At 63.3% G+C, this 24625-nt stretch carries 45 protein-coding genes; 44 read left to right on the top strand and 1 reads right to left on the bottom strand.

Annotated elements, in window-relative coordinates:
- Positions 1–56 precede the first annotated feature (56 nt).
- From HNQ08_RS02195 to HNQ08_RS02005, 40 genes are all read left to right on the top strand, one after another.
- Entirely contained in the window at positions 57–1115 is a 1059-nt protein-coding gene (locus HNQ08_RS02195; RefSeq protein WP_184127450.1) for a replication initiation protein, read from the top strand.
- Between the two features lie 66 nt (positions 1116–1181).
- Positions 1182–1442 carry a hypothetical protein gene (locus tag HNQ08_RS02190; RefSeq protein WP_184127449.1) on the top strand — a complete coding sequence of 87 codons (261 nt, stop codon included), beginning with the start codon at positions 1182–1184 and terminating at the stop codon, positions 1440–1442.
- Between the two features lie 11 nt (positions 1443–1453).
- Entirely contained in the window at positions 1454–1702 is a 249-nt protein-coding gene (locus tag HNQ08_RS02185) for a hypothetical protein (protein WP_184127448.1), read from the top strand.
- Positions 1699–2544 (top strand): phosphoadenosine phosphosulfate reductase domain-containing protein, encoded by an 846-nt coding sequence (locus tag HNQ08_RS02180; RefSeq protein WP_184127447.1) that lies wholly within the window; start codon positions 1699–1701, stop codon positions 2542–2544. The genes HNQ08_RS02185 and HNQ08_RS02180 overlap by 4 nt, the downstream gene beginning before the upstream one ends.
- Positions 2541–3428 (top strand): hypothetical protein, encoded by an 888-nt coding sequence (locus HNQ08_RS02175; protein WP_184127446.1) that lies wholly within the window; start codon positions 2541–2543, stop codon positions 3426–3428. Before HNQ08_RS02180 ends, HNQ08_RS02175 begins: the two co-directional genes overlap by 4 nt.
- A complete protein-coding gene (locus HNQ08_RS02170) occupies positions 3425–3928 on the top strand; it encodes a hypothetical protein (protein WP_184127445.1) in 504 nt (167 codons plus the stop codon). Before HNQ08_RS02175 ends, HNQ08_RS02170 begins: the two co-directional genes overlap by 4 nt.
- A gap of 60 nt (positions 3929–3988) precedes the next feature.
- Positions 3989–4303 carry a hypothetical protein gene (locus tag HNQ08_RS02165; RefSeq protein ID WP_184127444.1) on the top strand — a complete coding sequence of 105 codons (315 nt, stop codon included), beginning with the start codon at positions 3989–3991 and terminating at the stop codon, positions 4301–4303.
- Positions 4300–5058, top strand: coding sequence for an adenine nucleotide alpha hydrolase family protein (locus tag HNQ08_RS02160; protein ID WP_184127443.1), 759 nt, complete (start codon positions 4300–4302; stop codon positions 5056–5058). Before HNQ08_RS02165 ends, HNQ08_RS02160 begins: the two co-directional genes overlap by 4 nt.
- Positions 5055–5318 (top strand): hypothetical protein, encoded by a 264-nt coding sequence (locus HNQ08_RS02155; protein ID WP_184127442.1) that lies wholly within the window; start codon positions 5055–5057, stop codon positions 5316–5318. The genes HNQ08_RS02160 and HNQ08_RS02155 overlap by 4 nt, the downstream gene beginning before the upstream one ends.
- A complete protein-coding gene (locus HNQ08_RS02150; protein ID WP_184127441.1) occupies positions 5308–5529 on the top strand; it encodes a hypothetical protein in 222 nt (73 codons plus the stop codon). Before HNQ08_RS02155 ends, HNQ08_RS02150 begins: the two co-directional genes overlap by 11 nt.
- The gene (locus tag HNQ08_RS02145) at positions 5526–6299 is read left to right on the top strand and encodes a DNA-methyltransferase (RefSeq protein ID WP_184127440.1); all 774 of its coding nucleotides are present in this window, start codon (positions 5526–5528) and stop codon (positions 6297–6299) included. Before HNQ08_RS02150 ends, HNQ08_RS02145 begins: the two co-directional genes overlap by 4 nt.
- Positions 6296–6508, top strand: a complete 213-nt coding sequence (locus HNQ08_RS02140; RefSeq protein WP_184127439.1) for a hypothetical protein — start codon at positions 6296–6298, stop codon at positions 6506–6508. The genes HNQ08_RS02145 and HNQ08_RS02140 overlap by 4 nt, the downstream gene beginning before the upstream one ends.
- Entirely contained in the window at positions 6505–6675 is a 171-nt protein-coding gene (locus tag HNQ08_RS02135) for a hypothetical protein (protein ID WP_184127438.1), read from the top strand. Before HNQ08_RS02140 ends, HNQ08_RS02135 begins: the two co-directional genes overlap by 4 nt.
- On the top strand, positions 6672–7319 hold the full coding sequence (locus tag HNQ08_RS02130) for a MerR family transcriptional regulator (protein WP_184127437.1): 648 nt from the start codon (positions 6672–6674) through the stop codon (positions 7317–7319). The genes HNQ08_RS02135 and HNQ08_RS02130 overlap by 4 nt, the downstream gene beginning before the upstream one ends.
- Positions 7320–7380: 61 nt before the next feature.
- Positions 7381–7617, top strand: coding sequence for a hypothetical protein (locus tag HNQ08_RS02125; RefSeq protein ID WP_184127436.1), 237 nt, complete (start codon positions 7381–7383; stop codon positions 7615–7617).
- A gap of 8 nt (positions 7618–7625) precedes the next feature.
- A complete protein-coding gene (locus HNQ08_RS02120) occupies positions 7626–8048 on the top strand; it encodes a DUF559 domain-containing protein (RefSeq protein ID WP_184127435.1) in 423 nt (140 codons plus the stop codon).
- Positions 8049–8279: 231 nt separating this feature from the next.
- Entirely contained in the window at positions 8280–9383 is a 1104-nt protein-coding gene (locus tag HNQ08_RS02115) for an RNA-guided endonuclease InsQ/TnpB family protein (protein ID WP_229789580.1), read from the top strand.
- Positions 9384–9519: 136 nt separating this feature from the next.
- The gene (locus HNQ08_RS02110) at positions 9520–9756 is read left to right on the top strand and encodes a hypothetical protein (RefSeq protein ID WP_184127434.1); all 237 of its coding nucleotides are present in this window, start codon (positions 9520–9522) and stop codon (positions 9754–9756) included.
- Positions 9749–9955: a hypothetical protein gene (locus HNQ08_RS02105; protein ID WP_184127433.1), complete on the top strand. Its 207-nt coding sequence runs from the start codon at positions 9749–9751 to the stop codon at positions 9953–9955. Before HNQ08_RS02110 ends, HNQ08_RS02105 begins: the two co-directional genes overlap by 8 nt.
- The gene (locus tag HNQ08_RS02100; RefSeq protein WP_184127432.1) at positions 9956–10693 is read left to right on the top strand and encodes a hypothetical protein; all 738 of its coding nucleotides are present in this window, start codon (positions 9956–9958) and stop codon (positions 10691–10693) included.
- 99 nt (positions 10694–10792) lie between these two features.
- Entirely contained in the window at positions 10793–10942 is a 150-nt protein-coding gene (locus HNQ08_RS02095) for a hypothetical protein (RefSeq protein ID WP_184127431.1), read from the top strand.
- A 504-nt stretch (positions 10943–11446) separates the two neighbouring features.
- Positions 11447–11794: a hypothetical protein gene (locus HNQ08_RS02090; RefSeq protein WP_184127430.1), complete on the top strand. Its 348-nt coding sequence runs from the start codon at positions 11447–11449 to the stop codon at positions 11792–11794.
- Between the two features lie 7 nt (positions 11795–11801).
- Positions 11802–12089: a ubiquitination-like system serine protease family protein gene (locus tag HNQ08_RS02085; RefSeq protein WP_184127429.1), complete on the top strand. Its 288-nt coding sequence runs from the start codon at positions 11802–11804 to the stop codon at positions 12087–12089.
- Positions 12090–12096: 7 nt separating this feature from the next.
- The gene (locus HNQ08_RS27840; RefSeq protein WP_268239992.1) at positions 12097–12219 is read left to right on the top strand and encodes a hypothetical protein; all 123 of its coding nucleotides are present in this window, start codon (positions 12097–12099) and stop codon (positions 12217–12219) included.
- Positions 12216–12557: a hypothetical protein gene (locus HNQ08_RS02080; protein WP_184127428.1), complete on the top strand. Its 342-nt coding sequence runs from the start codon at positions 12216–12218 to the stop codon at positions 12555–12557. The genes HNQ08_RS27840 and HNQ08_RS02080 overlap by 4 nt, the downstream gene beginning before the upstream one ends.
- Before the next feature lie 150 nt (positions 12558–12707).
- Positions 12708–13262, top strand: a complete 555-nt coding sequence (locus HNQ08_RS02075; RefSeq protein ID WP_184127427.1) for a hypothetical protein — start codon at positions 12708–12710, stop codon at positions 13260–13262.
- The gene (locus HNQ08_RS02070; protein ID WP_184127426.1) at positions 13171–14736 is read left to right on the top strand and encodes a hypothetical protein; all 1566 of its coding nucleotides are present in this window, start codon (positions 13171–13173) and stop codon (positions 14734–14736) included. The genes HNQ08_RS02075 and HNQ08_RS02070 overlap by 92 nt, the downstream gene beginning before the upstream one ends.
- Positions 14737–14755: 19 nt before the next feature.
- A complete protein-coding gene (locus tag HNQ08_RS02065) occupies positions 14756–16291 on the top strand; it encodes a phage portal protein (RefSeq protein ID WP_184127425.1) in 1536 nt (511 codons plus the stop codon).
- A gap of 68 nt (positions 16292–16359) precedes the next feature.
- Positions 16360–17424 (top strand): HK97 family phage prohead protease, encoded by a 1065-nt coding sequence (locus HNQ08_RS02060; protein ID WP_184127424.1) that lies wholly within the window; start codon positions 16360–16362, stop codon positions 17422–17424.
- Positions 17425–17523: 99 nt separating this feature from the next.
- The gene (locus HNQ08_RS02055; protein ID WP_184127423.1) at positions 17524–18813 is read left to right on the top strand and encodes a phage major capsid protein; all 1290 of its coding nucleotides are present in this window, start codon (positions 17524–17526) and stop codon (positions 18811–18813) included.
- Between the two features lie 50 nt (positions 18814–18863).
- Positions 18864–19349, top strand: a complete 486-nt coding sequence (locus tag HNQ08_RS02050) for a hypothetical protein (protein ID WP_184127422.1) — start codon at positions 18864–18866, stop codon at positions 19347–19349.
- A 4-nt stretch (positions 19350–19353) separates the two neighbouring features.
- Entirely contained in the window at positions 19354–19914 is a 561-nt protein-coding gene (locus HNQ08_RS02045; RefSeq protein WP_184127421.1) for a hypothetical protein, read from the top strand.
- 1 nt (position 19915) lies between these two features.
- The gene (locus HNQ08_RS02040) at positions 19916–20287 is read left to right on the top strand and encodes a hypothetical protein (RefSeq protein ID WP_184127420.1); all 372 of its coding nucleotides are present in this window, start codon (positions 19916–19918) and stop codon (positions 20285–20287) included.
- A 1-nt stretch (position 20288) separates the two neighbouring features.
- On the top strand, positions 20289–20648 hold the full coding sequence (locus tag HNQ08_RS02035) for a hypothetical protein (protein ID WP_184127419.1): 360 nt from the start codon (positions 20289–20291) through the stop codon (positions 20646–20648).
- Positions 20645–21052 (top strand): hypothetical protein, encoded by a 408-nt coding sequence (locus HNQ08_RS02030; RefSeq protein ID WP_184127418.1) that lies wholly within the window; start codon positions 20645–20647, stop codon positions 21050–21052. Before HNQ08_RS02035 ends, HNQ08_RS02030 begins: the two co-directional genes overlap by 4 nt.
- 10 nt (positions 21053–21062) lie before the next feature.
- Positions 21063–21275, top strand: a complete 213-nt coding sequence (locus HNQ08_RS02025; protein ID WP_184127417.1) for a hypothetical protein — start codon at positions 21063–21065, stop codon at positions 21273–21275.
- A 44-nt stretch (positions 21276–21319) separates the two neighbouring features.
- Complete coding sequence (locus tag HNQ08_RS02020) at positions 21320–21796, top strand: phage tail tube protein (RefSeq protein ID WP_184127416.1); 477 nt, start codon at positions 21320–21322, stop codon at positions 21794–21796.
- A gap of 2 nt (positions 21797–21798) precedes the next feature.
- The gene (locus HNQ08_RS02015) at positions 21799–22017 is read left to right on the top strand and encodes a hypothetical protein (RefSeq protein ID WP_184127415.1); all 219 of its coding nucleotides are present in this window, start codon (positions 21799–21801) and stop codon (positions 22015–22017) included.
- The gene (locus HNQ08_RS02010; protein WP_184127414.1) at positions 22018–22341 is read left to right on the top strand and encodes a hypothetical protein; all 324 of its coding nucleotides are present in this window, start codon (positions 22018–22020) and stop codon (positions 22339–22341) included.
- Complete coding sequence (locus tag HNQ08_RS02005; RefSeq protein ID WP_184127413.1) at positions 22328–22816, top strand: hypothetical protein; 489 nt, start codon at positions 22328–22330, stop codon at positions 22814–22816. Before HNQ08_RS02010 ends, HNQ08_RS02005 begins: the two co-directional genes overlap by 14 nt.
- 124 nt (positions 22817–22940) lie before the next feature.
- Here HNQ08_RS02005 and HNQ08_RS02000 read toward each other — a convergent pair whose 3' ends face one another.
- Entirely contained in the window at positions 22941–23351 is a 411-nt protein-coding gene (locus HNQ08_RS02000) for a hypothetical protein (protein ID WP_184127412.1), read from the bottom strand.
- Between the two features lie 133 nt (positions 23352–23484).
- On the opposite strand from HNQ08_RS02000, the gene HNQ08_RS01995 reads away from it, so the two are divergent.
- The 4 genes from HNQ08_RS01995 to HNQ08_RS01980 are packed head-to-tail and all read left to right on the top strand — an operon-like array spanning position 23485 to position 24597.
- On the top strand, positions 23485–23694 hold the full coding sequence (locus HNQ08_RS01995) for a helix-turn-helix domain-containing protein (protein WP_184127411.1): 210 nt from the start codon (positions 23485–23487) through the stop codon (positions 23692–23694).
- Positions 23691–23951, top strand: a complete 261-nt coding sequence (locus tag HNQ08_RS01990) for a hypothetical protein (RefSeq protein ID WP_184127410.1) — start codon at positions 23691–23693, stop codon at positions 23949–23951. Before HNQ08_RS01995 ends, HNQ08_RS01990 begins: the two co-directional genes overlap by 4 nt.
- A 34-nt stretch (positions 23952–23985) precedes the next feature.
- Entirely contained in the window at positions 23986–24204 is a 219-nt protein-coding gene (locus tag HNQ08_RS01985) for a hypothetical protein (protein WP_184127409.1), read from the top strand.
- Between the two features lie 60 nt (positions 24205–24264).
- A complete protein-coding gene (locus tag HNQ08_RS01980) occupies positions 24265–24597 on the top strand; it encodes a hypothetical protein (RefSeq protein WP_184127408.1) in 333 nt (110 codons plus the stop codon).
- Positions 24598–24625: the final 28 nt, after the last annotated feature.

Genomic DNA, 24625 nt, shown 5'->3' with positions numbered 1-24625 from the left:
TCTGACGGGAGAGAAAGGGCGCGGCGGCGCAGGCACCGAAACAGGAGGTTGCCTACATGATCCATTCTACCGTTTCCAGCATTCAGCGGCATTTTGTTGAGTCGCTGGCCTACCACCCGAACGCGGGCAATCGCAAAACCTACTTCCACACCACGCCTGCCGCAGAGGCCGTCCAGATGCGTTACCTCAGCCCGGACAGGCCCCATGAAATCGGCTGGCTGAAACTGGATGTGGACGATACCGGGGAAGGCGATCACACGGCGGCCCGCTGGCTGGACGTGGGAGCGCCGCAGCCCCATTTCATCATCCGCAACCGCCACAACCGGGGCAGCCATCAGGTGTACGGCCTGGCGCTGCCCGTTCTGCGGGGCAGCCTGAGCCGCACCGCGCCCCGCAGGCTGTTTGAGGCTGTCAGCAACGGCTACACGCGCTGGCTGGAAGCGGATGCCGGATACCCAGGGACGGGCATCAAGAACCCACTCCACAAGTCATGGGCCACGATCACCCATGACGGCCCGCTCTACACGTTGGGCGAGTTGCTGGACGCCCTGCCCGAACGCTTGCGCGTGGCCCCGGAGCAAGGCCAGCAGATCGGAGAGGGCCGCAATACGGACCTGTTCTACCGGACGCGCCTGTGGGCATATGACAACGTGCATAGCGCCTCCCAGTCGAGCAATTTTGTTGCGTGGGAGGCGGCGACGATTCAACATGCACACAGCCTGAATATCTATACCCCGAAACTGCCCCGGAGTGAGGTGCTGGGCGTGGCGCGTTCGGTGGCCCGCTGGACTTGGAAGAACGCCGACAATTTCCAGAAACGCGACAGACCGCCCGCCAAACGCAGCAAGCTTTACTCCTGGGACCGCCCGACACTTTCCGCAGAACAGGCACGCGAGGCCATGCGCGAGGGTGGGCAGATTGGCGCAGTCAAAACAAACGCCATCCGCCGAAATCGCACGTTTGACGCCATCACATCGGCCATCGGAGAGCTTGCTGGGCAAGGATTCATGAATCCGACAGCGGCGCAAATTTCTGGGCTTTCCGGTGTTTCTGTGCGTACTGTGCGTGCTTTTCGGGCTGGGCAGCGGGCCGTTGTCACAGGACAGGGGAATTAGAGATGGGGGGCAAAGTATTGATATCTCCACCCTCGTACTTCACCCCTGCCTCTCTTTGAGGTTTACATGACACGAAGTTCCGCCACCGCAATGTCTGAGTATCGCGTCCGCGTGCTTGAGCGCCAGTCTCGCGTTCAGACGATCCTGCACGCCCTCACCCTATCCGGCCCGCCTGTCCCGTTCGAGTCGCTGGCCGCCCGCTGTGAACTGTCCGGCCCTGAACTCGCCGCCGCCCTGCTGGCCCTGGAAGCCCGTAACGGTTCCGGCCCGCTGTTGATTGATGGCGGCTATGTGTGGGTTCAGATCGGTTCAGAGGCCGCAGACTAAGGAGTACCCCTATGCCACAAACCAGCCCCCACGGCGCAGCGCCACAGCCTGCGCCGCTTTCCTTTCTCCTCACCGACAGCGCCACGGGTGACGCCTTCCCCCTTCACTCCTCCTCCCAGGCTGATCTGATTGAGCAGCTTGAATCCATCCACCTGTTCGGCGGCATTAGCCACACCACCGCCTGCGCTCTGGCCCACGCAGGGTATGAGCGCGGGCACGGGGAATACCTGGCCTGGGGCATCGTGCGGGGGGAAGGGTGAGCGCCGCGCATTTTCTGGGAGATCGCCCCCTCTCTGGCCTGCCCCTGATCCTGCAAGCCGTAGAGGAACATCAGCCAACCCACGTCTTTGCCATGTTCTCCGGGGGGAATGACAGCGTGGTCACGCTGGACGTGGCCCGCAGACACCCCCAGTTCACTGCCGCCGTGTACGTGGATACCGGGATTGCGCTGCCCGAAGCTGAACCCCGCGCCCGCGCCATCTGCGCCGATCTGGGCGTGGAGCTGCTGGTGTACCGCGCCACCGAGAACACCCGCAAGGACGGCGCATTGGACCCGCAACACTATGACGAGCTGGTCACGGAATACGGCTTCCCCGGCCCGACACCCACTGGGCACGGCAAGATGTTTGCCCGCCTCAAGCAAAGGCAATTTGAGCGTCTCGTCAGGGACCACCCTGAAGGCCGAATTATGCTCATCAGTGGCAGTCGCCAAACGGAATCCGCCCGCCGCGCCCGCAACGTTGTCCCCGTTAAACGGGTAGGCCGCACCGTGTGGGTTGCCCCATTGTGGGACTGGCCGCTGAGGCAGCGGGACGCTTATCTGGAACAGTTCAAGCTGCCCCGCAACCCGTATAGCCCGCTCATCGGGGTTAGTGGGGACTGCCTGTGTGGGGCGTATGCCAAACCCGGCCAACTGGCCGCCATTGAGCAGCACTTCCCCTGTATGGGCCGCCGCCTGCGCGATCTGGAAGCCAAGACGCGGGCGGCTGGCTTCCCCTGGGGCTGGGAGGAAGGGCCGCCCGAATCGTGGAAACGGGAGCAGATGCCTGATCTGTTCAACACGGCGTTTGAGTTCACCTGCGCCTCGTGTGGCCGCGCATGATCCCCACCCTCACCACCCCCACCCGTGCGCCCACGCTGGAGGATCGGCGCGAGGCCATCACCCAAACCGATCACAGTCAGAACGAAATGCGGAAGGCGCAGGCGCATGAGGTTCACAAACTGCGCCTGTCCTGGGGCTTGCTGTACCCGCGCAGCAGCACGCGGGAGTTCATCACATGGCTCGGCTACGGTGAGTTTCATTCCCGCTGGTACGGCTACCTGCGGGCAGGACTGGCGCGGGAGGCCGGGCTAGACGTTCAGGGCCTGCTGTTCGGCACCCTCACGGCCTACGGGGAACGGCTGGAGCATGGGGAGCTGCCCGCCGACATTCTGGCCGGGGCACCCTCCAAAATCCCTGAGAAGACGAGTATCCGCGTCACCCGTGAGACGGCGGACGCGCTGGATGCCACGTTCGCGGAGTTGTCAGAATCTGACACGCGCCTCACCCGTCAGGACGCGCTGGAAACCACCGTGCAGGCGTTCGCGCACGCGCCGCCCGCCATCCGCCGCGCCCTCGTCCACAGTGCAGCGACGGGGGAAAACCCGCTGGATGCGCTGATAAGGGCTGTGGATGAGCGGCGGGATTGGCGGGCGTGGTTGAGTCGCCAGCCCTGCGCCGTGCCTGCGTGCGGTGTCAAGCCCGTTGAGCTTCACCACCTCCGATTGGGGGCGAATGACCGCTACCGGACAAATGAAGTTTTGTTGCCATGTTGCACCCGCCACCACATCGCCCGCCCCGGAGACGCCACCGACGCCGCACATACCGGGCAGGACGAATGGGTGCGCCGCCACTGGGGCGATTACGGGCGGTTCTGGCAGGCGGTGGCGCTGCTTTACGTCCGCTATGCCGCAGAGAGTGACAGTCCACAGGAGGTGCAGGGGTGAGCAATGATCTGCATGAGCAGGCGAAGAGGTACGCCACCGAATACGCCAAACGAAACGGGCATATCCCGTCTGCTGGTCATCTTCATCGCGTTTTCCGACGCGATCTGACGCGACAGGAGACACGCGACATTCTGAAAGAGTGGTGGTCACGCAACCCGTGGGCCGCCCCGCACCCGATGGACAAGACAAGCCAGCGCCCACCCCGGTACGCCGTGCGGGAGGACCATTCCGGCTATGTGAAGAACGTCTATGTGGCCGACTTCTGGGGTGAATGGAGGGACGGGCGCACGGTGGCGATCTTCTTTTTTGACTCAAACCCAAACGCCCGCTGTGACGCTGAAACCTTCTGCGCCTACCTGAACGCACAGCACAGCCGGGCGCAACATGCAAAGCAGGCACGCCGCGCCCTGGAAACGCATCTTGACGGTTTGCCAGAGCGTGAGGTGATCGAACTGGGGGAACGGCTCAAGCGCAAGGCCGCCCGCTTGCAAGTCTCCTAAAACCACTCCACCCCTTCCCGCCCAGCCACTCCCCCGGCTGGGCGCTTCTTTGGAGCCTGAATGCGCCTACTGACTGTTGCCCTGGCCGCCTGCGCCACTTACGCCTACCTCGCCACCCTGGAACTCTCCGATCTGCGGGCCGATGTGCGGGTGATGGTATACGCCCGCATCCGCCTGATCCGCCAGATGGCCGCCCTGCGCCGCCGCATTGAGCGGCTGGAACACAGCGCCCGCATTGATCGGGAACTGGAACGCAGCCGGGACAGGCTGCTGGGCATGATGCGCGATGAGAAGGCCGCCGCCTGCGAGAAAGAGCCGCCCCGCTACACGCTGCCCGCCGTGCTGAAACTGGCGGGACTCAAGGACGCCAAATGAGCGCCGTCACCATCCTGAGCAATGGGGGAGGCGTTCAAAGCACCGCCATGCTGGCTCTAATCCTGCAAGGCAAGCTGCCCCGCCCGGATTACGTGGTGATGGCGGACACAGGACGCGAAAAGACGGCGACGTGGGATTACGTGCAGGCCGTCCACTGTCCCGCCTGCGAGGCGCTGGGCATCCCACTGGTGATCGTGCCGCACAGCTACAGCACGGTCGATCTGTACGCCGGGAATGGCGGCGTCCTGATGCCGATGTATACGACGCAGGGCGGCGGCGTGAGCAAGCTTCCCACCTACTGCTCGAACGAATGGAAGCAGCGCCCTGTCCGGCGTTGGCTGCGTGAGCAGGGCGTCAAGAGCGCCGTGCAATGGCTGGGGATTTCGATGGATGAGTGCGACCGCATGAAGCCCAGCGGCATGAAATGGATCGTGAACGCCTTCCCGTTGATTGACCTGGGCGTCAGCCGGGATGGCTGTTACGCCGCCATCCGTGAGCAGGGCTGGCCCGATGCGCCGAAGTCCAGTTGCCTGATGTGCCCGCACATGGGGGATGCCCAGTGGAAGCACCTGCGCTCCACCGCGCCTGCCGATTTTCAGACGGCAGTGGAGGTGGAACGCGAGATACGCGCCCGTGATCCTCACGCCTTCCTGCACCGCAGCGCCCGCCCACTCAATGAGGTGAAATGGGATGAACAACCGAGTCTTTTTGAGGATGACACTGTGACCTGCGCCGCTTCCGGGTGCTGGCTGTGAGCCGCGTTCTGTTCGTTGACAGCGCCGCCCTCAAGCCCACCAGCGAGTTTGACAACTGGCCCAGCGCGACAAAAACCCTCTGGGATGAGGCAGACACCTGCACGCGCAAGGCGGCCACGGCTGCCCGCTGGCGACTGCGCCGCGCCGAACACCCGGAGGACTGGCCCCTGCCGTCCTGCCCACTGGCCCGTGCCCTGTGCCAGCTCGAACTGACTTACCGCCATTCCTCCTACTGCCGGGGGGCCGTGCGTGATTCCTGACATCCTGCCTGCCGTTTACGCCGCCCTGAAAGCTGAGCCTAACGGGCTGACGCTCACGGGCCTGGAGAAGCGCCTGCCTTACACCCGTGAGGCCATGCAGGGCTTGCTCTATGCCGCCACTGAGCAGGGCTACCTGATTGCCACACTGGAACCCCTGCGCCCTGGGGATACGGGGCAGGCGTGCCGCTACCGATTGAGGGGGGAAGGATGAATGCGCAGGTGATTCTGGGGGACTGCCTGGAGGTGATGCCCACCCTGCCCACGCAGTCGGTGGACATGATTCTGGCGGACTTGCCGTATGGGACAACCGCCTGCGCGTGGGACAGCGTGGTTCCTTTTGCCGCGCTCTGGGAGCAATACGAGCGGCTCATCAAGCCGAATGGAGCCATTGTGCTGACAGCAGCGCAGCCGTTCACCACCGCTCTGATCGCCTCACGGCTGGAACTGTTCAAATACTGCTGGATTTGGGAAAAGTCAAAAGGCTCAGACTTTTTGAATGCCAAGAACAAGCCCGTCCGGTTGCACGAGGAAGTTTGCGTGTTTTCTCTTGGCACAACGGCCAACAAATCCCCGCGCCGCATGGCCTACTATCCGCAGGGGCTAGTCCACAACCCGAAGTATCACTATCGGCCCGGCGTTGAGATGAAAGACGGCGGCGTGATCGGCACCCGCCCTTCCCATAAGCGCGGGTATGAAACTGAGTGGGAAAACTACCCCACTTCAATTCTGAGATTCGCCAACCCGAACAACGATTTAGAACACCCCACCCAAAAACCTGTCGCACTTTTTGAGTATTTGATCCGCACGTATACCCAACCCGGTGACGTGGTGCTGGACAACACGGCGGGCAGCGGCACAACTGGAGTGGCGGCCATTCAATGCGGGCGCGTACCCATCCTGATTGAGCGGGACGAGAAATATCACGCCATTGCTCAGCGCCGCGTCAGGCACGCTCAGCCCGCCCTGCTGGGGGTGTCATGAAGCCCGGCCTTGAACGCCGCATCCTCACCGCCGTCCACTCAGAGGGCTGTGTGTCCCTGGAACGCCTGTACACCCGTCACCTCACCGAGACGGGCCGCCGCGCCCTGCTGTCCGCCCTGGCCCGTCTGGAGGCGGGCGGGCACCTGAGCCTTGAAACCCGCACCGAGCCGAACGGCACCCGCTCCCGTTATTGGAGGCCCGCAGAATGAACCATGATGATCTGATCGTGTACGAGCGCCAGTACATGCGCCTCGCCGCCCGTGACTGCCTGACTCTGAATGAGGTTCAGACGCTTCATTTCCTGCAATCGCTGATGCGGGACCGCAAGCGGGAATGGGAGGCTGAGCCGCTGCCCGCCCTGTGGGAGACGGCGTGAGCATTACCCTGCGCGAACTGGCGGCAGAGCTTCAGGTGCAATACAGCTCTGTGCGTCGTCACGTGAAGACCCGCAACGTCTTTCACTTCAAGTCCCCCCAAGAGCAGGGGTGGGCATGGGCCGTGTCAGATCGGGCGGCGGCGCTGATCCGTGCCCACTACGCTGATGCCAGCACCGCTGATGAGTTGCGTGACTGGCTCACCGTGGGGCAGGTTGCCGCCCTGATGGGCCTTGATCGTTCCATCCTGTACCGCAGGAGGCGTCAGGGACGGCTGAACGTCAGGACACGCCGCGCTATCGGGCCGGGCGGATCGGGAAACCTCCTTTTTCATCCCGACGACGTGCGCCGTGTCATGAGTGCGCGTCCCGTGGCTCCCCCTTCCATCCCCCGTGGGGCGTACTCGGTGTCCATGCTGGCCGACTTGCTGGGCCTCTGCCGATCCACGCCGCGTCAGTGGCAGCGCAACGGCTGCCCAGTGGCAGGCCGCACCCAGCGGGGGCACGTGTACTTCCGGTTGCCAGAGGTGCTGGCATGGCTGGAGGCCCGCCCGGGTCGCCCGTTTGCTTCCGATCATGAGCGCCTGACGCTGGCCTGCTGTATTGCCACCCTCCGCGCCCATCTTGCTCAGCAGCAAGCCGCCTAACCCGCCCTTCACCCCCGCCTCTGGCCTCTGCGCCGGGGCGGGCTTGCCATTTGGAGGAAGCATGACGACAGCCATTCGTCAGGAATGCCACCGTCGCCTGAGTATTGGAGTCAAAGGCGTTTACCTCACCCTCAAGCGGGACAGGATGCCCACGGGAAATCCTCGATTAGCGGGCAGGTCCGGCCCGTGTGCCGAGGAAGTTTGCATGGTCAGAGATGCGCCAGAAGGCGGCTATCAAATTGTCTGCATTTTTGACGCGGCGGCAGTTCTTAAGTTCCTTGATCGTGCGGGCCTCTGATGCCGCGTATGTCTGAGGCCGATTACCGCGCCTACCTCGCCCGCATGGGCCACGCCTTGCCCTCCAGAGGCCCCCAGAAGGCCCAGCAGACCGCTCAAGGGGTCAGGGCAGGGGAGAAGGCAGAGCAAGCCCTGTGCAGGTGGCTGGACATTCTGGGCATTGGGTACGCCGAACAGTACATGTGGGGTGCTGCCTTGAATCCGCCCCGGAAGTTTCAGAGCGATCTGGCGATTCCCGCCGCTCATCTCTTGATTGAGGTCGACGGTGGGGTTCATGGCGTCCATGACAAGCGGGCGCGGGACTTGGAGCGGCAGAACTTAGGCGTTCTAGCGGGCTGGCAATTCCTGCGATTTCTGCCGGATCAGGCCATCAGCGGAGAGGCCAGCCTATTCATTCAGAAGTATCTGGAATCCCGCCGCGTCATTGAGTGACATAAAGTGACGCGCATGCACCGTTCTTCAGAGCGGGGTCTAGCGGCATTCGCGCCGACAGGGACGGCAAAGCCGAGGCTTTCTGTGCTAGAATAGATGACGAAAGCAGAGCGCGGTGTCTCACCACCCCTCTGCTCTACACCTACGGGGAGGTGCAGCGTCACGGATTCTACCACCACAACCAGAGTATTCAAGTTTCGTCTCTACCCGACAAAGCCCCAAGAGGTCGCTATGTTTGAGACATTGCGACTCACCCGCATGCTCTACAACGCGGGCCTTGAACAGCGCCGCGAAGCGTACCGAAAACACGGCAAAACGCTCAGCGCCTACGATCAGCAGCGCGAACTCACAGCCCTCAAGGACGCCTGCCCGGAATACGGCGGGGTCTACTCCCACGTTCTGCAAGACGTTTTTGATCGGCTCGACAGGGCGTATAAGTCCTTTTTCAGCCGGGTTAAGAAGGGAGCGAAACGTGCAGGTTTTCCCCGGTTCAAACCCCGTCAACGCTGGGACTCATTCAAGTTCAAGCAGTGCTGGGACAACAAGAAAGGCGATTGGACAGCCTGCGGCAAGCCCGTGGATGAGGGGCGGCGCATCAACATCCCCAAAATCGGCGCGGTCAAGATTAAGCTGCACCGCCCGCTTGAAGGCAAACCCAAATCCCTCCAGATCATTCACGACTGCGGACAGTGGTTTGCTGCCTATGTCTGCGAAGTCCCGCTGGCCCCTTTGCCTGCCACAGGCTCAGCAGTCGGGGTGGACGTGGGGACAACATGGTTTGCCATCACGTCAGACGGCGAGTTTGTGGAGAACCCGCGTTACCTGAAGAACGGCCTCAAGAATCTCCGCGTTCAGCAGCGCACCGTATCGCGCCGGAAGAAAGGCAGCAACCGTCGCCGAAAAGCCGTCCAGCAGGTCGCCAAGGCTCATCGAAAGATCAGGCGACAGCGTGCCGACTTCCACCACAAAACCGCCCGGAGGCTGGTCAATGAACACGATCTGATCGCGCACGAGGATTTGAAGGTCAGCAACATGGTGAAGTCCAACCTCGCCCGGAGCATTTCGGACGTGGGCTGGGCATCGTTTTTTGAAATCCTGAACGCCAAGGCTGCGAGTGCCGGACGTTCAGTCATCGCCGTCAACCCTGCGTACACCTCGCAAACATGCCGTATCTGTGGGCATGTGGGCAAGGAAAACCGGGTCAGTCAGTCACGTTTTCTGTGCGCCCAGTGCGGGCATGCTGAGAATGCGGACGTGAATGCGGCGCACAACATTTTGGGACGGGCCGTCCCTTCAGCCCTCAACGGTAGCGGGGTATCGCATGCCGTGGTCTGAGAAGCCTCGCCCTTCGGGGCGGGGAGTGGTCACGTTGACGACGCTCTAGCACCCTGACAGAAGCTGACACCCACCCTCTCAAATCTGAGACGCAAGCCCCGCCCTCACACGGCGGGGCGCTCCATTGGAGGTTCACATGCTGAAACTCGCTGAAACGCTGGAAGGGATGACGGACGCACAGGTGGAAGCGCTGGCCGCCGAACGGTACGAGCGCCGCGTGTGCGTGATCTGCGAAGCCCCGTTGCCCCGTGAGTTGCCCTCCGCCGAACTCAAGGCGCTGGGCTGGCAATCCCTCGCCCCCTCGAATTGGTTGACGCGGCCCGACAGGGTATCGCCCCGCCTGCTCTGCCCGTCCTGCGCCCGCCATGCCTAAGCGCCGCGCCCGCCCGGTGGACATCGCAAACATTGAAGCCGAGTGCTACGCCGCATGGCTGCCCCCTGAACCTGCGCCCCATGCCCCCGCGCCACAGCAGACGGACGCCGAACTGCTGAGCGAGGTGGGGGAGGGCAGCAAGGCACTGGCCGCCGCGTATCGCCGCCGCATGGCCCACGGAATGCTCAGCGAGGTTTAAATGACGGAACCCACCCAACCCCTGACGCTCACCGCCCCCACCATCGTTTCCGCCCAGCGCCTCAGCCGCCTGCTGACAGTCAACAGCCTAGCCCTTGCTATCCTCAACGACAGACGCGCCCCGCTGCCCCTGCAAGCGCAACAGCCCGCCCCCAACGCCACACCACGGGGGAAGCCGGGCCTCACCACCGCTGATTACCTTCAGGCCCACGAAGCCGAGCGCCGCGCCTACCGTGCCCACCGTGACGCCGTTCAAGCGGTGCTGGAAGCGGAACGGTACACGCCGGACACCGTGCCCGCCTGCCTGATCGCCCGGTTGAATGCGGAGAAGCGCCACCGCACCGCAGAGGTGGACTTGAGAGTGGTGACGGCCACCCTCCGCGCCGATCTCGCCCCCGCCACCCGCCCCGGCCACCTGACGGCCTACGTGGTGAAGCTGCCGACTGTCCACTACGTTTCCCCCCTGTTCGGTTTGCACGCCCTGAGTGAGCCGCACACCGCCACCATTGACACGGCCAGCCTTGAGGGTGACGATCTCGCGTATTTTCTGGAGTTCCAGCGGGAGTTCCCAGCACGGGGACAATGGCCGCTGTACGCCCCAGATCAGACGGAAGGGCTGAGAGGGGTACGGAATCACCTGCTGGCCCGTCCTGCCCGCCTGCTCTTTGAACGGCTGATCCTTGCCCACCCCGGCAGCGTGCCGACTGTCCACCCGGCAAAGGCGCTAGAGACGGCCTAACTTGTCCTTTCCGCATACTTCTGATATCATTTCGCTATCAGTCGGGCGTGTCTCTTTGCGAGATGCGCCCGATTTCTCGTGTGTTGCTCTGGAGGTTGCGTGAACGTACCCCTGTCAGATCGCCGTCCCGAACCTGCCCCGCGTCACTGTGCCCACGGCCTGCTGACGGTGGATCACTGCCCCCTGTGTGAGCGTGCCGCCCCGCCCTGGCCTCCAGTCCCGCGTGAGCTGCGGCGGGTGCGGGCGTGAGGGAGTGGAAGCTGAAGCAGCGCAAGAGCCACTGGAGAGCGGTGCTGGGATGCCGCCGATGTGGAGGCCGAACCGGACGCAGAACCGATAACCGTGCCCACAAACGAGAGAAACGGGCAGGCAGGGGGAATCCATGAGGCAGCCGTCATTGTCTCACCGCGCCCTTGATTGCTGGTTTCGGCATGTTTGGCAGGGGCCAAAGCAGCCAAGCCCTGCCCTGCTACGCTTAATTACCGTGGCTTTGGCGGATCGGCGGGAAGCGGAACGCCGCGCCGGACGGGGCAGCCCATGACAGCCGATAAGCGCCCATTCCTCACAGTCAAGCTTGGACCTAACCATGAAAAGGTTCAGGCCGTCCGCGTCTATAGCGGGTATGGCGAGAATGGCACTTTGCTGGCAGAAATAAGCCGCTCAGAAGGCCAGCCTTGGCCCCCAAACAATCTGCTGGATTTGTCAGATTCCGACACGCCCTCAGAATCTGAGGACTGACACCCGGAGGCCGCCATGCCCCCACGCAACCGCCGCACGCAGACGCGCCCGGTGTCATGGACGGGCCAGCCGACGCCGGACGCCAGACGCGCCGCCGATGAGTACCGGGAGCAGACGCGCCACCTGTGGGCACAGGACGGGGACGGTGACTGGTTCCGGGTGAAGGCGCTGGCAGACGAAGCCAGCAAAGGGGAGACGAACGCTTACAGCACCGCCACTCTGAGCATTAGCCAGAACAGAGGCAAGACATGGCAGCCTGTCCCGATCATCGGGCCTGTACGGATTGAGTACGGCCTGCCTGTGCGCCGTCTGGCCCAGTCTCGCCGCAAGCGTGCCCAGCAAGTGCGCCGCAGTCAACGCTAGGAGAGCCATGAACACACCGATGATCCATTGGCAGGGTGAACGCATGGCCGACTGGAAGCCCGGCCTCATCCGACAGGAGGATGGCGGCACGGGGCATCACTACGTCTGCCCCTGCGGCTGCAATCGGGTGTACTTCGCCCCGCACGCCGTTGTTTCGGGCAGTGTGGAGACTGGCGATCTGACGTTGACGCCCTCTCTGTTCCACAACGCCCCCGGCTGTTGTGGCTGGCATGGGTGGCTGCGTGACGGCGTGTTTGAGTCTGTCGAAACCGCTTGGCACACCCGCACGTGGTAGGCCACCCATGAAGCGCCGCCTGGAGAAACGCCGGGACAGGTGGCTGGGCGGCCTGATCGTGGTGGGCCTGATGCTGGGCATTGCTGTGGCCTCTTACGGCCTGTTCCTGCTGCTGAAAGGAGAGATATGAGCATAGAAGTCAAGGAAGTCCAGCGCCCCACCATTGGCCGAATCGTCCATTTCGTCCTTGCCAACGGGCAGCACCGCGCCGCAATGGTCACGAATGCCTGGGATAGCCCCAGCGATCATCCCGATCACTGCAACCTCACGGTGTTTTTGGATCAGTCGAATGATCTGGAAGTGCATCGGGACGCACTTGGGGCAAACATCGTGCGCGTGTACGCCAAGAACAACCTTCACGCCGGGATTGCCAGCGACTTGAACAACGGCACGCTTGCGGCGGGCAGCGTTAGGCAGGATGAGGCCGACAAAGCCCCCGGCACCTGGCATTGGCCGGAACGCGCCTAGCCCCCCGCCGTTCCCCCTGCGCCCGAGTGAAGGCGCACCCCCGGCCAGCCCTCGCGCTGGCCTTTGCAGGCGAATGGATGTGTCAGCCCGAACTGCTGACGCGCGGGAATCGAGGCCCGCCGCTTGCCCCAAACATAGGAGGTGGATTGCATGGCTAGAACCGATTGGGGCGCAGTCCGCCTCGACTTCATTCACGATCCAGAAAAGGCAACCCTCAAGCAATTCTGCGGAAAGCGGAAAATCAGCTACAGCACGGCATCTAAGCGTTCAGCCCGTGAGGACTGGGAAGCAGAACGGCAAACGCACTGGCAAAAAGTGGAAAGAGCGGCAACTGAGCAGGTGGCAGAGATGCAGGTGGGCGTGACGGCCCGCGACGTGGCCCAGAAGCTCAGTCAGATTCAGGCCATGAAGATGAACGCCCTCAAGTATGCGGGCGGTCTGGACGGGGCAGACGTGGCCTACGAGAAGCCGCATGAAGCTGTGGCCGCCTATGAGCGTCTAGAGAAGCTGGAACGCCTGATCCTAGGCGAGTCCACAGAACATATCCGTGTGGATGATGCGCGCCAGATGGTGAGCGCCGTCATTCAAGTGATTCGTGACGAAGTGAGGGACCATGACACTCTTGAACGGATCACCGCCCGACTCATCAGTCTGGGGCCTCCTGGCGGCGGAAGCGCAGACGCTCACCGCGCCCTACCGAACTAGCCTTGAGGCGGGGCGAGACACGCCCCCTGCTGCATACCTGGATTGGCTGCATACGCTCTGGCCGTCCACCTACACCGCCCCACTGGCCCCCTACCATCACGATTACTGGAAGTGGGTGGAAGCGTGCCGCCCGGATCAAAGCGCGTCCGGCGTATTCGTGTGGCCGCGTGGATTCTCCAAGACAACAAACGCCCGCCGCACGCCGATCAAGCTTGCCACGCAGGGCTATAAGTACGTGCTGTACGTTCAGGGCACGCAGGCGCAGGCAGACGACAGCGTGCAGAACATCGGCCTGATTCTGGAACACCCGCAGATTGCCCGCTATTACCCCAGCCTGAGCGACCGCAAGGTGGGCAAGCATGGCACCTCGCAGGGCTGGCGGCGCTCGCGGGTGTGGACGCGCTCTGGCCTCGTGGTGGACGCGGCGGGCCTGGATACCGCCGTGCGCGGGCTGTTGCTGGAAGACTTGCGCCCCGATGTCATCATTTTTGACGACATTGACGAGAAGCTCGACACCCTGAAAACCACCGAGAAGAAACTCAAGGTGATTCAGAACAGCATCATCCCAGCCGGTGCGCCGTCCCGCGTCATCATGTTTCTCCAGAACATCATCAACCCGCACGGCGTCGTGACGCGCCTCGCCAACGCGAACCCGGAGTATCCGGCTGAGTTCCTGATGGATCGCTACATCAGCGGCCCGCACCCGGCCATTACGGGCTTTGAGTACGAGACGCGCCGGGACAGCAACGGCACGCCGCGCCACTTCATCACGGCAGGCGTGAGCACCTGGCCTGACGCCCGCCCCTTGCCCGTGCTGGAAGCGGAGTTAAATGACATCGGCCCCGTGGCCTTCACCGAGGAAAAGCAAAACGAGATCGGCAGCAGCAAGGGCACGCTGTACAAGGGTTATGACTTCCACGCGATCCCCTACCCGCCCCTCGAAACGCTCTCGGACGTGCAGGTATGGGCGGATATTGCGGTGACGGAAACCGATCAGAGCGATTCTCAAGCCATCAGCGCCGCAGGACGGCGGGCAGACGGGAAGATCATCACCCTGTACGCCTGGGAGGGCATTGAGGGCACGGACGCCCTGATGCGCCGCGTGATCCTGAAGGCCATCGAACTCAGGGCGTCCACCGTGGGCATTGAGACAAACCAGGGCGGTGACTTGTGGCGCGATCAGTACAACAACGTCTGGAAGGCCATGAGCGAGGAAGGCTTGATCCTGCCCGGCACGTTCAAGCCGCGTTATGACGAGGTGAAGGCCACCACGGCGACGGGTGGCAAGCGGGAGCGCTGGCAGGCCGTGAAGGGAATGCGGGATCGGGGCGAGGTGTTGGACGCTGAGGGCACGCATGACACCCGGTTCAAGAGCCTGAAGCGTGTGCCCGAGTTCAAGCCGTTCGACTTGGCCGACGCCGATGCTTGGAGCGTCCTGAAACTGAAGCCTGCCAGTGAGCATTTCGGATGGTAGGCAACCCAAAGGAGGGCCGATGAACCTAATTCAACGCATGGGCGCGGCCCTGACCCGCAAACGTGCCGACGGCCCCGGCCTCTATGCCCCTGGTGGTATTGGCGGCTGGTGGAGCGTCTTCCAGAGCGGCGGGCGTGAGTCCGGCCAAGTCAACCTGAATGATGGGGAGCGCCTGCAAAACAATGTCGGCGTTGTCCACGTCGCCGTCTCCCGTATTGCTGAGGACATTTCCACTCTGCCCGTGCATGTGGAACGCGCACGCCGGGGAGGACGCTGGGAGGAGGAACCCACTCACCCGCTGGCCCGCCTGCTGGACAATCCCTGTCAGGCCCATGATGGTGTGAGCCTGCGTCACGTCATGCAGCAGCACCTGTCCCTGCTGGGCCGCGCTGCCCTGCTGGTGGTGGACGGTGTGAATGGGGAGCCTCGTGAACTCCACGTTCTCTACCCACACCTGCTTGATGCCGTGCCGGACCCCACCGGCTTCATCAGTCAGTACCGCTACCGCACGCTGAATGGTCAGCAACTGTACTTCCCGCCTTTCACGGCCCGCCCTGATGCTTCTGGCCTTGGCGTGCTGGAAGTCCGCATTCCTGATCCAGTCAACCCCTACGCGGGCAGCAGCGCGGTGCAAGCCGGGGCCAACAGCATCACGCTGGATGCTGAAGTGCGGGCCTATGCCCGGTTCTACTTTGCAAACAACGCCATGCCGGGCGGTGTCTTGGAATCTGATCAACCCTACCCCGGCGTGGATGCTGCTGCCGCCCTCCGCGAGAGCTGGAACGAGACGTACCAGGGCATGTACAACAGCGGCAAGGTGGCTCCCCTGTGGGGCGGCCTGAAACTGCGGAGCATTGCCCCCGCCTTCAAGGACCTGGCCTTCCCTGAGATCACGAAGGCCAGTCGACAGGACATCCTGATGCACTTCGGCGTGCCGGGGCCAGTGGTGGGCTACACGGACACGGGCGCTCTGGGGGCGGATACCTTCAGCGCCGCGCAGGCGGTGTATCAGGCGCAGACGCTGGACCCGCACCGAAAGCGCATGGAACGTCTGTTCAATCGGCTTTCTGTCCGCTTTCCCGGCGTCCGCGTCCGCATTGAAAGCCCAGTGGAAGAGGACTTGGCTGCGCTGGAAAAACGGCAGCTTGATGAACTCAAAACCGGGGCGATCAGCCGCGAGGAATACCGCGCCGCCCGTGGGTATGAACCGGACGGGCAGCCGAACGTCTGGATGGTTCCCGGCAGCTTGAACATCCGGCATGATCTGAAGCCCCAGGACGCTGAGCCGCCGCCAGAGGATCAACCCCCTGACGAGCCACCATCACCTGCCCGGTATCGCCAGATGTGGGCAGAGGAATACCGCCTGCTCAAGAACGCCCCGGACCCACAAGCGGCGGCCCGTACCGCCCAGGAGCGGTGGGAGGCGCTGGGGAGTGATGTGGCGGCCCGCGCCATGCAGCATCGTCGGGCGGCGTTGACGGCCAGTGGCGGGGATTTGGCGCTGGCCTACGAAGCCCTCAAGGCGGAAGCAAAGGCCCTCTATGTCCCCACCTGATCCCCGAGCCACCATCAAGCCCAGGCATGGGCGTAACGCCATGCTGCCGCCCCTTCCCGAGGTGAACCATGACGAACAGAACGACAGACCCGAGCCTGAAGCCCGGCCAGTATCTGGTGGCCCAGGTTCGCACGGTGCAGGACGCCACGGACGGCGCGGTGAAGATCGCGGGCGTGGCGAATGACTCAAGTGTGACGGACAGCTTTGGCACGCGCATCAAGTTCTCTCAACGCGCCTTGGACGGCTTCAAAACCAACCCAGTGCTCCTCTTCAACCATGATACCGATAATCCCATTGGTACGGTCACGAGTGTGGAATACCGGGGCAGTCAACTATGGGCCGAAGCGGAGATTCACCCGGACGCCCGGACGCCTGCTGGGGCCAGCATTACCGCCCTTGTGCGGAGCGGGGTTCTGCGGGCTTTCTCCGTGCGCTTTGACGAGTACAAGCAGGAGCGGGCCGCCGATCACATCAGCATCCAGGCCGATGCGATGGATGAACTGAGCGTGGTGACCTTGCCCAGCAACAAGCCCAGCCTGTTCCAGGCCCGCGCTAAGGGCGTCAAGCTGCATGGCGCGGAAGAGATCATCACGGCGGAAGAGGTGGGGCGTGCCCTGGATGCCCGCAGTGATGAGACGCGAGCGGCGGGCGTGCTGGAACACCAGACCCTCTCCAGCCGCCTGTATGCCGCCATCAATGAGATGAGCGACTGGCGCTGCCAACTCATCGCCATTTATGACGATTTTTGCGTGTACGTGGACTATGAGAGCCGCCGATATTTCCGCAAGGAATACAGCGTCGATGAGTCCGGCAACGTCAGTCTGGGCGGCGAAGCTGTAGAGGTGCTGCCCCAGTGGCAGGCTGTGGGCGAGGTTGCCACTGAACGTCAGGCGGATAGCGTGATGTTTCGCCTGTCGGAAGCTGACATTCAGGCTGTTTCGGCCCGTGTTGTGGCCGAATTGGATGCCAAAGAGGCCAGAACCGCCCGAAACGTGCCAGAACCGCCCGCAATCGTTCCGATGCCCGCCGAAACTCCGCCGGAACAGCCAGCGGAAGTCGGCCCCACTCTGGATGATGTTCGACAGGCTTTGCGAAGCGTGGCTCAGACAAGCCCCCGCCCTCCAGCAGGCTAGCCCCTGCCGCTGAGGCATTTGGCAACTCCCCCGACACCCACATTCTTGCCCTGCCGCCCCTCAGTGGGCGGCTTTCGTCTGTCCACAGGAGGACACCCCATGCCACTGACCCCCGAAGAGCTGAAGCAGATTCGTGAAACCTTCAGCGAAGAGCTGACCACCGCCCGCGCTGCCGATCAGGCCGAGATTGCCCGCCTGAAGGCCGAGAAGGAAGCGGCAGAAACCGAGGCCGAAACCCAGCGCGGTGCTGCTGAAGCTGCCAACCGCCGCCCCCCGATTTATGGAGGCGACACCACCCCCGGCGCTGGCATTCGTAGCGTGCCAATGAGCAAGGAAGAGCGTCAGCACCATGTCATTCAGCGCATCGGCAATGCTGCGCGTGGTTTGGCCGTGGCCGCCCGCAGTGGTGGCAACATCCGCGCCGCTGACTTCATTGAGCAGACGTATGGCGACAAGGCCACTGCTGATGCTGTCACCCGTTCGCTCAGCACGGGCGTGGCTGGGGACGGCGGGAATCTGGTGGAAACCCAGTACGCCGCTGACATGATCGAACTGCTGTACCCGATGGCCGCCGTGCGCGGTTCGGGCGCACAGGTGATCCCGATGCCCAACGGCAACCTCACCATTCACCGCCAGAACGGTGGCGTGAGCGGTGCCTACGCGGGTGAGTTGAACAACCTGCCCGTGCAGCAGCCCACCACGGACATTGTGCAACTGAACGCCAAGAAGCTGGCCGTGATCGTGCCCGCCTCGAACGAGCTGCTGCATGACACCACGGGCCGCGTCAACCAGATGATCGTTGACGATATCGGGATGGGCCTGAGCCTGCGCGAGGACCTGGCTTTCCTGCGCGGTGACGGCACCTCCAACACGCCCACCGGCATCCTGAATCAGGTGGCGGCAGGCAACAAGGTCACCTACGCCACCCTGACGGCTGCGCTGGGCGGCCTGCGGGCGCTGATCCGTGGTGCGAACATCCCGATGCGTCGCATGGGCTGGATTTTCAACAGTGACGTGGAAAGCCGGTTCTACAACGTGCTGTCCACCACGGGCGAATACATCTATCGCGAGGAAATGGACGCCGGACGCCTGCTGGGCGTGCCGTACAAGATCAGCAACCAGATTCCCAGCAACCTGACCACCGCAGGCGGAACGGCAGGGACGGAACTGTACTTCGGTGACTGGAGCGAGGTGCTGATCGGGGAAGCGCTGGCGCTGGCGCTGGACACCTCCACTGAAGGCAGCTACTTCAACGGCACCACCCTCGTCAACGCCTTCTCCACCGATCAGACGCTGTTCCGTGCCCGGACCCGGCATGACCTGGCCCTGCGCCACAACAAAGCGCTGGCCGTGGGCCGCGTTGATCTGGCAACCGTCACTGATCGCTAAGCACTGTCCGCCTCCAACCGGGCGGACACCCCAACCCAGGAGGTTGCATCATGGCACCTAAAAAGGAACAGACCACCCCCGTTAGCAATGACCCCCGCGTGCCCACGGCGGAAACCACGGACCCTGCCACCGCTGTTCAGGCCGATGGCACTGTGGACGCTCAGGCCGCCGCTATTGCGGGCGCTGCCAAGCGTCAGGCCAAGGAAGCCGAGAAACAGACTGACACCTCGGCGGGCGTCGTGCCCACGGGCGGTATCGTTAGGCAACTGGAAGACGGCGCAGAGACGGATCGCCGCACCGGGGCCAATGCTGACAAGAGCCTGGCGGGTGAGAACCTGCCCGTGCTGCGCCCCAACGAGCCTGATCCCCGGCAGGGTGTCACGACGGGCGATCTGACCAACCCCGGCATCGTGGAAGGCCAGGACACGCAGGCGGTGACGTTCCTGCGCGGCTATCACTTGTACAACGCGGGCGAGACGGCCACCTTCTCGGCAGATGAGGCCCAACGCCTGATTGATCTGGGCGCAGCGGAGTAATCCCGTGAGCCTGCTGAGCGTCGGTGATCTGGTGCAGACCACGCCCACGCCGCAACAAGCTTTGGACCGTGCCGAGGCGTTGGTGGCTGCCGCGCTCTGCCCTGGCCTTCCCGATCTGGCAAAGCGGGAATGGGTGGCTGACTACCGGATGCGCAACGTGCAGCGCGGGCTGGGCGTCCCGCTGTATGGAAAGCGGCGGCTGGGGCCGGAGGTCTTGCGGTACTGGCCCGTGACTGGGCTGGGGAGCGTGACAATGGATGGCGTGGACCGGACGGCTGAGTGCATCTTTGATGCACTCAGTGTGCGTCTGGATGCCTTGGCCTCAGAGTTTACGCCGCTCAGCGTGGTGACGGTGGCATTCAGCACTGGCTGGACGGCTCAGGAGCTGCCCAACGCTCTCAGGCAGGCCATCGTGCTCACGGCAGAAGGCTTGACGGCGCAGCCTGTGGGGATCAAGGCGGAGAGGCTGGGGGACGTGGAAACCCAGTACGCTCTGCCCAACGCCGACGCTTTGCCCCCCGGCGTGCTGTCACTGCTGGCCCCGTGGCGTCACGTGGGGGTGTGACATGCACCTCAACCCCCGGCTGATGAAGGACACCCTCACCGTGGAACGCCTGACGCCCGCGCCCCTTGATCCCAACACGGGGTTGCCGATGGGGGGAGGGGCCACGGTGAACGTGCTGGTGACTCAGCCTGCAAGCGATCAGGACCAAACGCTGCGTTCCAAGACTGCCGAGATCGTTAACGGGGTTGTGGGCAGCCTTCCGGTATCGCGCTGCTTTACGGCGTGGTTCCCGTGGCCTGATGCTGAGGGCGGGGAAATCATCATCCGCGTGAACGGTTCAGCGAGGCCGCTCATCAAGCAGGGGCCGCCGCGTGAGATCGGGGGCCAGCATCAGATTTACGAACTGTGGCTGGGCAGCCCCACGGGGAGGTGACATGGCAGACGCAGCAGATCAAGTCATCATGGCCGCCCTGAGACGTGCTGGTTATGCCGCCGCGCTGGAACTGAGAGAGAAGCTGTCTCATCCCGGCGCAGGTGTCCGCCACCCCGGCAACCTCAACCCCAGCAGCAAGCCCGGCGACTACCCGGCCATCCAGGGCGGACGCCTCGCTGCCAGCATCGGGGCCATTCCCGGCCCTGGCCTGAGCGTGAGCGTGGGCGCGGTGAACAACCCACCCCCCGAAGCGCGGGAGCTGATCGAACGGCCCCCGAGTCAAGGCGGGCGCGATTACCTCACCAAAGCCCTGCACGATCCTGACATTCACGAGGCGGCGCGGCGGGCGGTGGGCCTGTGAGTACGCTCTACGGCTACTGCAACGCCCTTCCGGCCCTCGCGGGGCATGTGTACTGGGATGGTGCGGCCCCAGGTGGCCTGCCCCTCTACGGGGTGATTTGGGCTTCTGATGGGGGAGTGGACACGCCGTTCTACCGGGGACACGATGCCTTGCGCGTCTATCCCCGCGTGACGGTGTACGCCAAGCCCTCCACACTTCAGCAGGCCCCCGCCGCCCGCGCTCAACTGACTGAGATTCTGAGGCAGTTGCTGGACAACGTGGACGAGATTGACACCGATCTGGACGGGGTGACGGAATACCTGCCCGGCAGTGTGCAGCGGCAGAATCGCCCGGAACCGATGGCAGACGCGCAGGGCGGCGGCTATTACGCAACCCTGATGCTGTCCGCCCTGATCGTGAAGTAAGGAGGCCACCGTGCCGAGCAAGAGAACTGCACCTAAGCCCGCCGCGAAGCCTGTGACGGAACCCGAAACCGTGCCCGCCGCCCCGCCCGCCGCTGAGCCGGAGGAATCCGGCATGGTGACGGTAACGCGGGAAGTCAACGGCCATCGGCTGTCCACTACGGGCAGCAGCAAGGCGGAAGCAAACCGGACGCTTGATGCTTACGCGAAGGCCCACAACCTTTAACCCTCTCGCCCGCGTGACTGCGCGGGATTCTCACAGGAGAGAACATGTCCGAATTTGCTGCATTTGCCGCCGAAGGTAGCACCCCCGAAAGCGCGTCCACCGATAAGCTGGAAGTCGCGTTCCGCCCCGCTGGCGTTGGCGCACTCGTCTGGGTACAAGTGCCAATCCTGGGCGAAGTCAAGCTGACACCCGCAGGCAACATCGCCACCTTTGACGCTTACGCCGATGACGCAGACGGCGCGTTCCAGTACGCCGCAAAGACAGGTGTGGCCTGGACAATCAGCTTCACGACGGCGGCCACTGAAAAGAATGCCACCGTCAACACCCTCATCGAGACCGCCCTGAAGTCGGGCAGCGGCGCGAACATTGGCGCACGCATTACCCGCGCCTCTGGGGCCAAGTACAGCGGCGAAGTGGTGCTGTCTGAGCCTGATCCCATGAGCGGCGCACGGGCGATTGCCAACACCGCGTTCAAGGGCACGGGCACGGGCAAACTGCATTACGACGCCCCCGCCGCCTAACCATGATCCCTGAACTTCACCTGTCGCGCCGCAAGGGCGGGCCACCCGCGCTCACCGTATGGGGCGCGACGGTGGAGGACGGGGTGTTGCGGGGTGGGCCATTTTTCGTGACCGCCCCGCTTTCCTCTCGCGTCCGCCTGACACATGACGGCATCAAATACAGAGTGCCGCGCCTTGAGCGTGGCTTTTACATGAAAACCATTGAGATGGAGGCGACTTAAGTGACAGAAACCCCTGCAAGACGCAAGAAGTACACCTGGCAGGAAGTCACGAATGAGCCGCGTGGGCTGTTCAAGGTGGGGGACAGGGAGTTTCTGGATCAGGACTTCACCCGCAAGGAACGCGCCGAACTGCTGAAGGAACTGGGCGAGGATGGCAGCGCCGCGCCGTTCATCGTGGGCGTCCTGAACCGTCGCCGCCCGGACCCGCAATACAAGGAAGTAGACGCCGCGTGGCTGGACGAAATGCTGAGTGACGAGGCGATAGGCCGCGTGTTTGCGAACCTCGCACGTCTGGCTGGGATTCAGCTCAATGACGCAGGCTGAGGCGGAGGCGCACCCGCTGGCCCTGACGCCTGCCCGCGTGTTCGCCGTGTTCGCCTCGGTGTATCCGGGCATGGTGGATAGGCTGCTGTCGGGTGATCTGACAGACGCGCAGGTTCAGATGCTGATTGAGGAATGGGGCTTCGTCAGACACATGCGGGATCAAAGCCAGTTGCGCTACGCCTTCAGCAAGTTCTCTGATGAGGACTGCGAGAAGATGGCGCAGCGCCGCCGCGTCAAGGAAGCGCCGAACCTGGCGCGGGACATGGCGTGGGAGCTGTTCGCTTACGCCCCGTATGGCCTGCTGGACGGCACAGAGGACAGTGTGCCCGCCTCCCAGCCGATTCCCGGCATGGCGCGGGAGACGGCAGAGGCAATCTGCAAATGGTGGGAGCGTGGGGACTGCCCGGATGACGTGTGGCTGTCTGTCCTTCCGTTTGCTCAGCGGATCATTGCCACAGCAGAACGCCCCCAGTGACGGGGGCGTGGGCGGCTCATCAGCGGGCGTCAGGGCAGCATCCCCAGCGCCCGCGCCAGCAGCAGCACGGCCAGCACGGCGCAGAGGAACAGGGCAGCGTCGAATGGATCAGAACGCAGGTGCTTCATGCCACCCGCCCAAGCTGCCCGTAGGCGTACTGGCGAACCGTGGCAGCGTCCTCTGCGCTCAGGGCGGCCAGCGAGGGTACGGGCTTGCCCAGCACTTCGGCGGCCAGCGCGTAGTGCGAGCGGTAGCCGAGTGCGCCCAGTTCTTTGTGCAGGTTGCACGCGGCGGGCTTGCCGATGGGGGCGGCTTCCAGCACTTCGCTCATGACTTCCACGCGGGCGGCGGTGCGGAGGATGCGGTCTGCTTCCAGCACGGGCACCTGAACGCCGTCCACGGTGGCAATCAGGCCGCGTGCCGTGCGGGCGATGGTGACGGCGTAATCCTGAACGTGAACCACGACGCCGCATTCACGGTCAATGTGGTGGGCGGTGAAGGTGCGGGCGGTGGCGCGGGTGCTAGGCTGGGTCATGATTCTTACCTCTTGGGGGGAGAGTCAGAAGGGCGGGGCTTTCTTCGCGGGAAACCCGCCCTCTCTGCTGATCTAAATATATCCTAGTCTGTTATATCTGTCAATATGCGTAACTCTGTAGTACACTAAGACTATGAACCTCCCAGACGCCAGAGGCGCGGCAGACGCCGCCATGAAGGAGAAGGGGCTGACACAGAAGGACTTGGCTGCCCTGCTCGGCTCCCATCAGACGGCAGTGAGTCGCACGCTGGGCAGCAATCTGATAGATCGGCGCAGCCTGTGGCCTCGCCTGTTGGACGCGCTGGGCCTTGAAATCGTGATCCAGCGGAAGGGGGAGAAGTGAGTCAGCACAGCGAGAAACTGCCAGATGGCTCCACTGTCACTTACGCCTCCTATGCTGCCAATTGGCCTGAGAAAAAGGCGGCAGTCCAGATCATGCCGCGCATCATGCGCTCAGAAGGCACGCGCCGCGTGGAATACGAGTTGTTCATCAATGGCGTGCGTACACCCCATGCGGGTTGCGAGGTTGTGGAGGTGAACGGTATTCCCACGCTACATCTCTCGCTGATTGACTGGGATTTTGGGATGGGGGAGAAATGACGCGCAACCACTTGTCCCGGAATTGGGTCCAGCCATGAGCGCCTATGAACTGAGCAAAAAAGTTGCTGTTGAGTCTTTTGAGACTCATGATGGTTCTTATCTACAATGGACGGAGCAGCGCTCAATAACGACGATGGTTCTGAAGCGCGATGGAAAACCGATTTACACCCTGCGCCTTGATAATGGCAGTCCTCACACGTTCTATCAGGTGCGCGATATTGAGCAACTTGTTGTCGCACTCAACCGTCCGTAGCCCCCAACCCTCCCCCACTTCCGCCCCTGCCGAGCGCCGGGGCGGTTTATGCTGCGGGGCATGACACAACCCAGCCCGGAGAAGCCCGCCCCGCTGCTGACTGAGACAGATCGACAGCGGATCATGGAAGAAGAAACCTACCGCGCTCAGGCCCGCGTCACTGTCCAGCAGCAACAGAACAAGCAGAACGCGCCGTGGTACTGGTCTGGGTTCTGGCTGAATGCGCTGGTGACAGGGCTGGGCTTCCTGGTGATCGGTGAAATTATCTGGGGCATTGTCTGGTTTGTCGCGGCCATCGCCATTGGCATCAGCACAAGTTTTATCGGCCTTCCGCTGGTGTGGCTGTTCTGCCTGATCCATTACCGGAGCCTGTACATGAGCAAGTACACCTAGCCCCTCAAAATCTGAGAACACCCGCCCC

Source organism: Deinococcus humi (genome assembly GCF_014201875.1).
In the GTDB taxonomy this organism is placed as follows: Bacteria; Deinococcota; Deinococci; order Deinococcales; family Deinococcaceae; genus Deinococcus; species Deinococcus humi.
The sequence above is the reverse complement of the archived record's forward strand: the minus strand, read 5'-3'. Positions and strand labels throughout refer to the sequence as shown.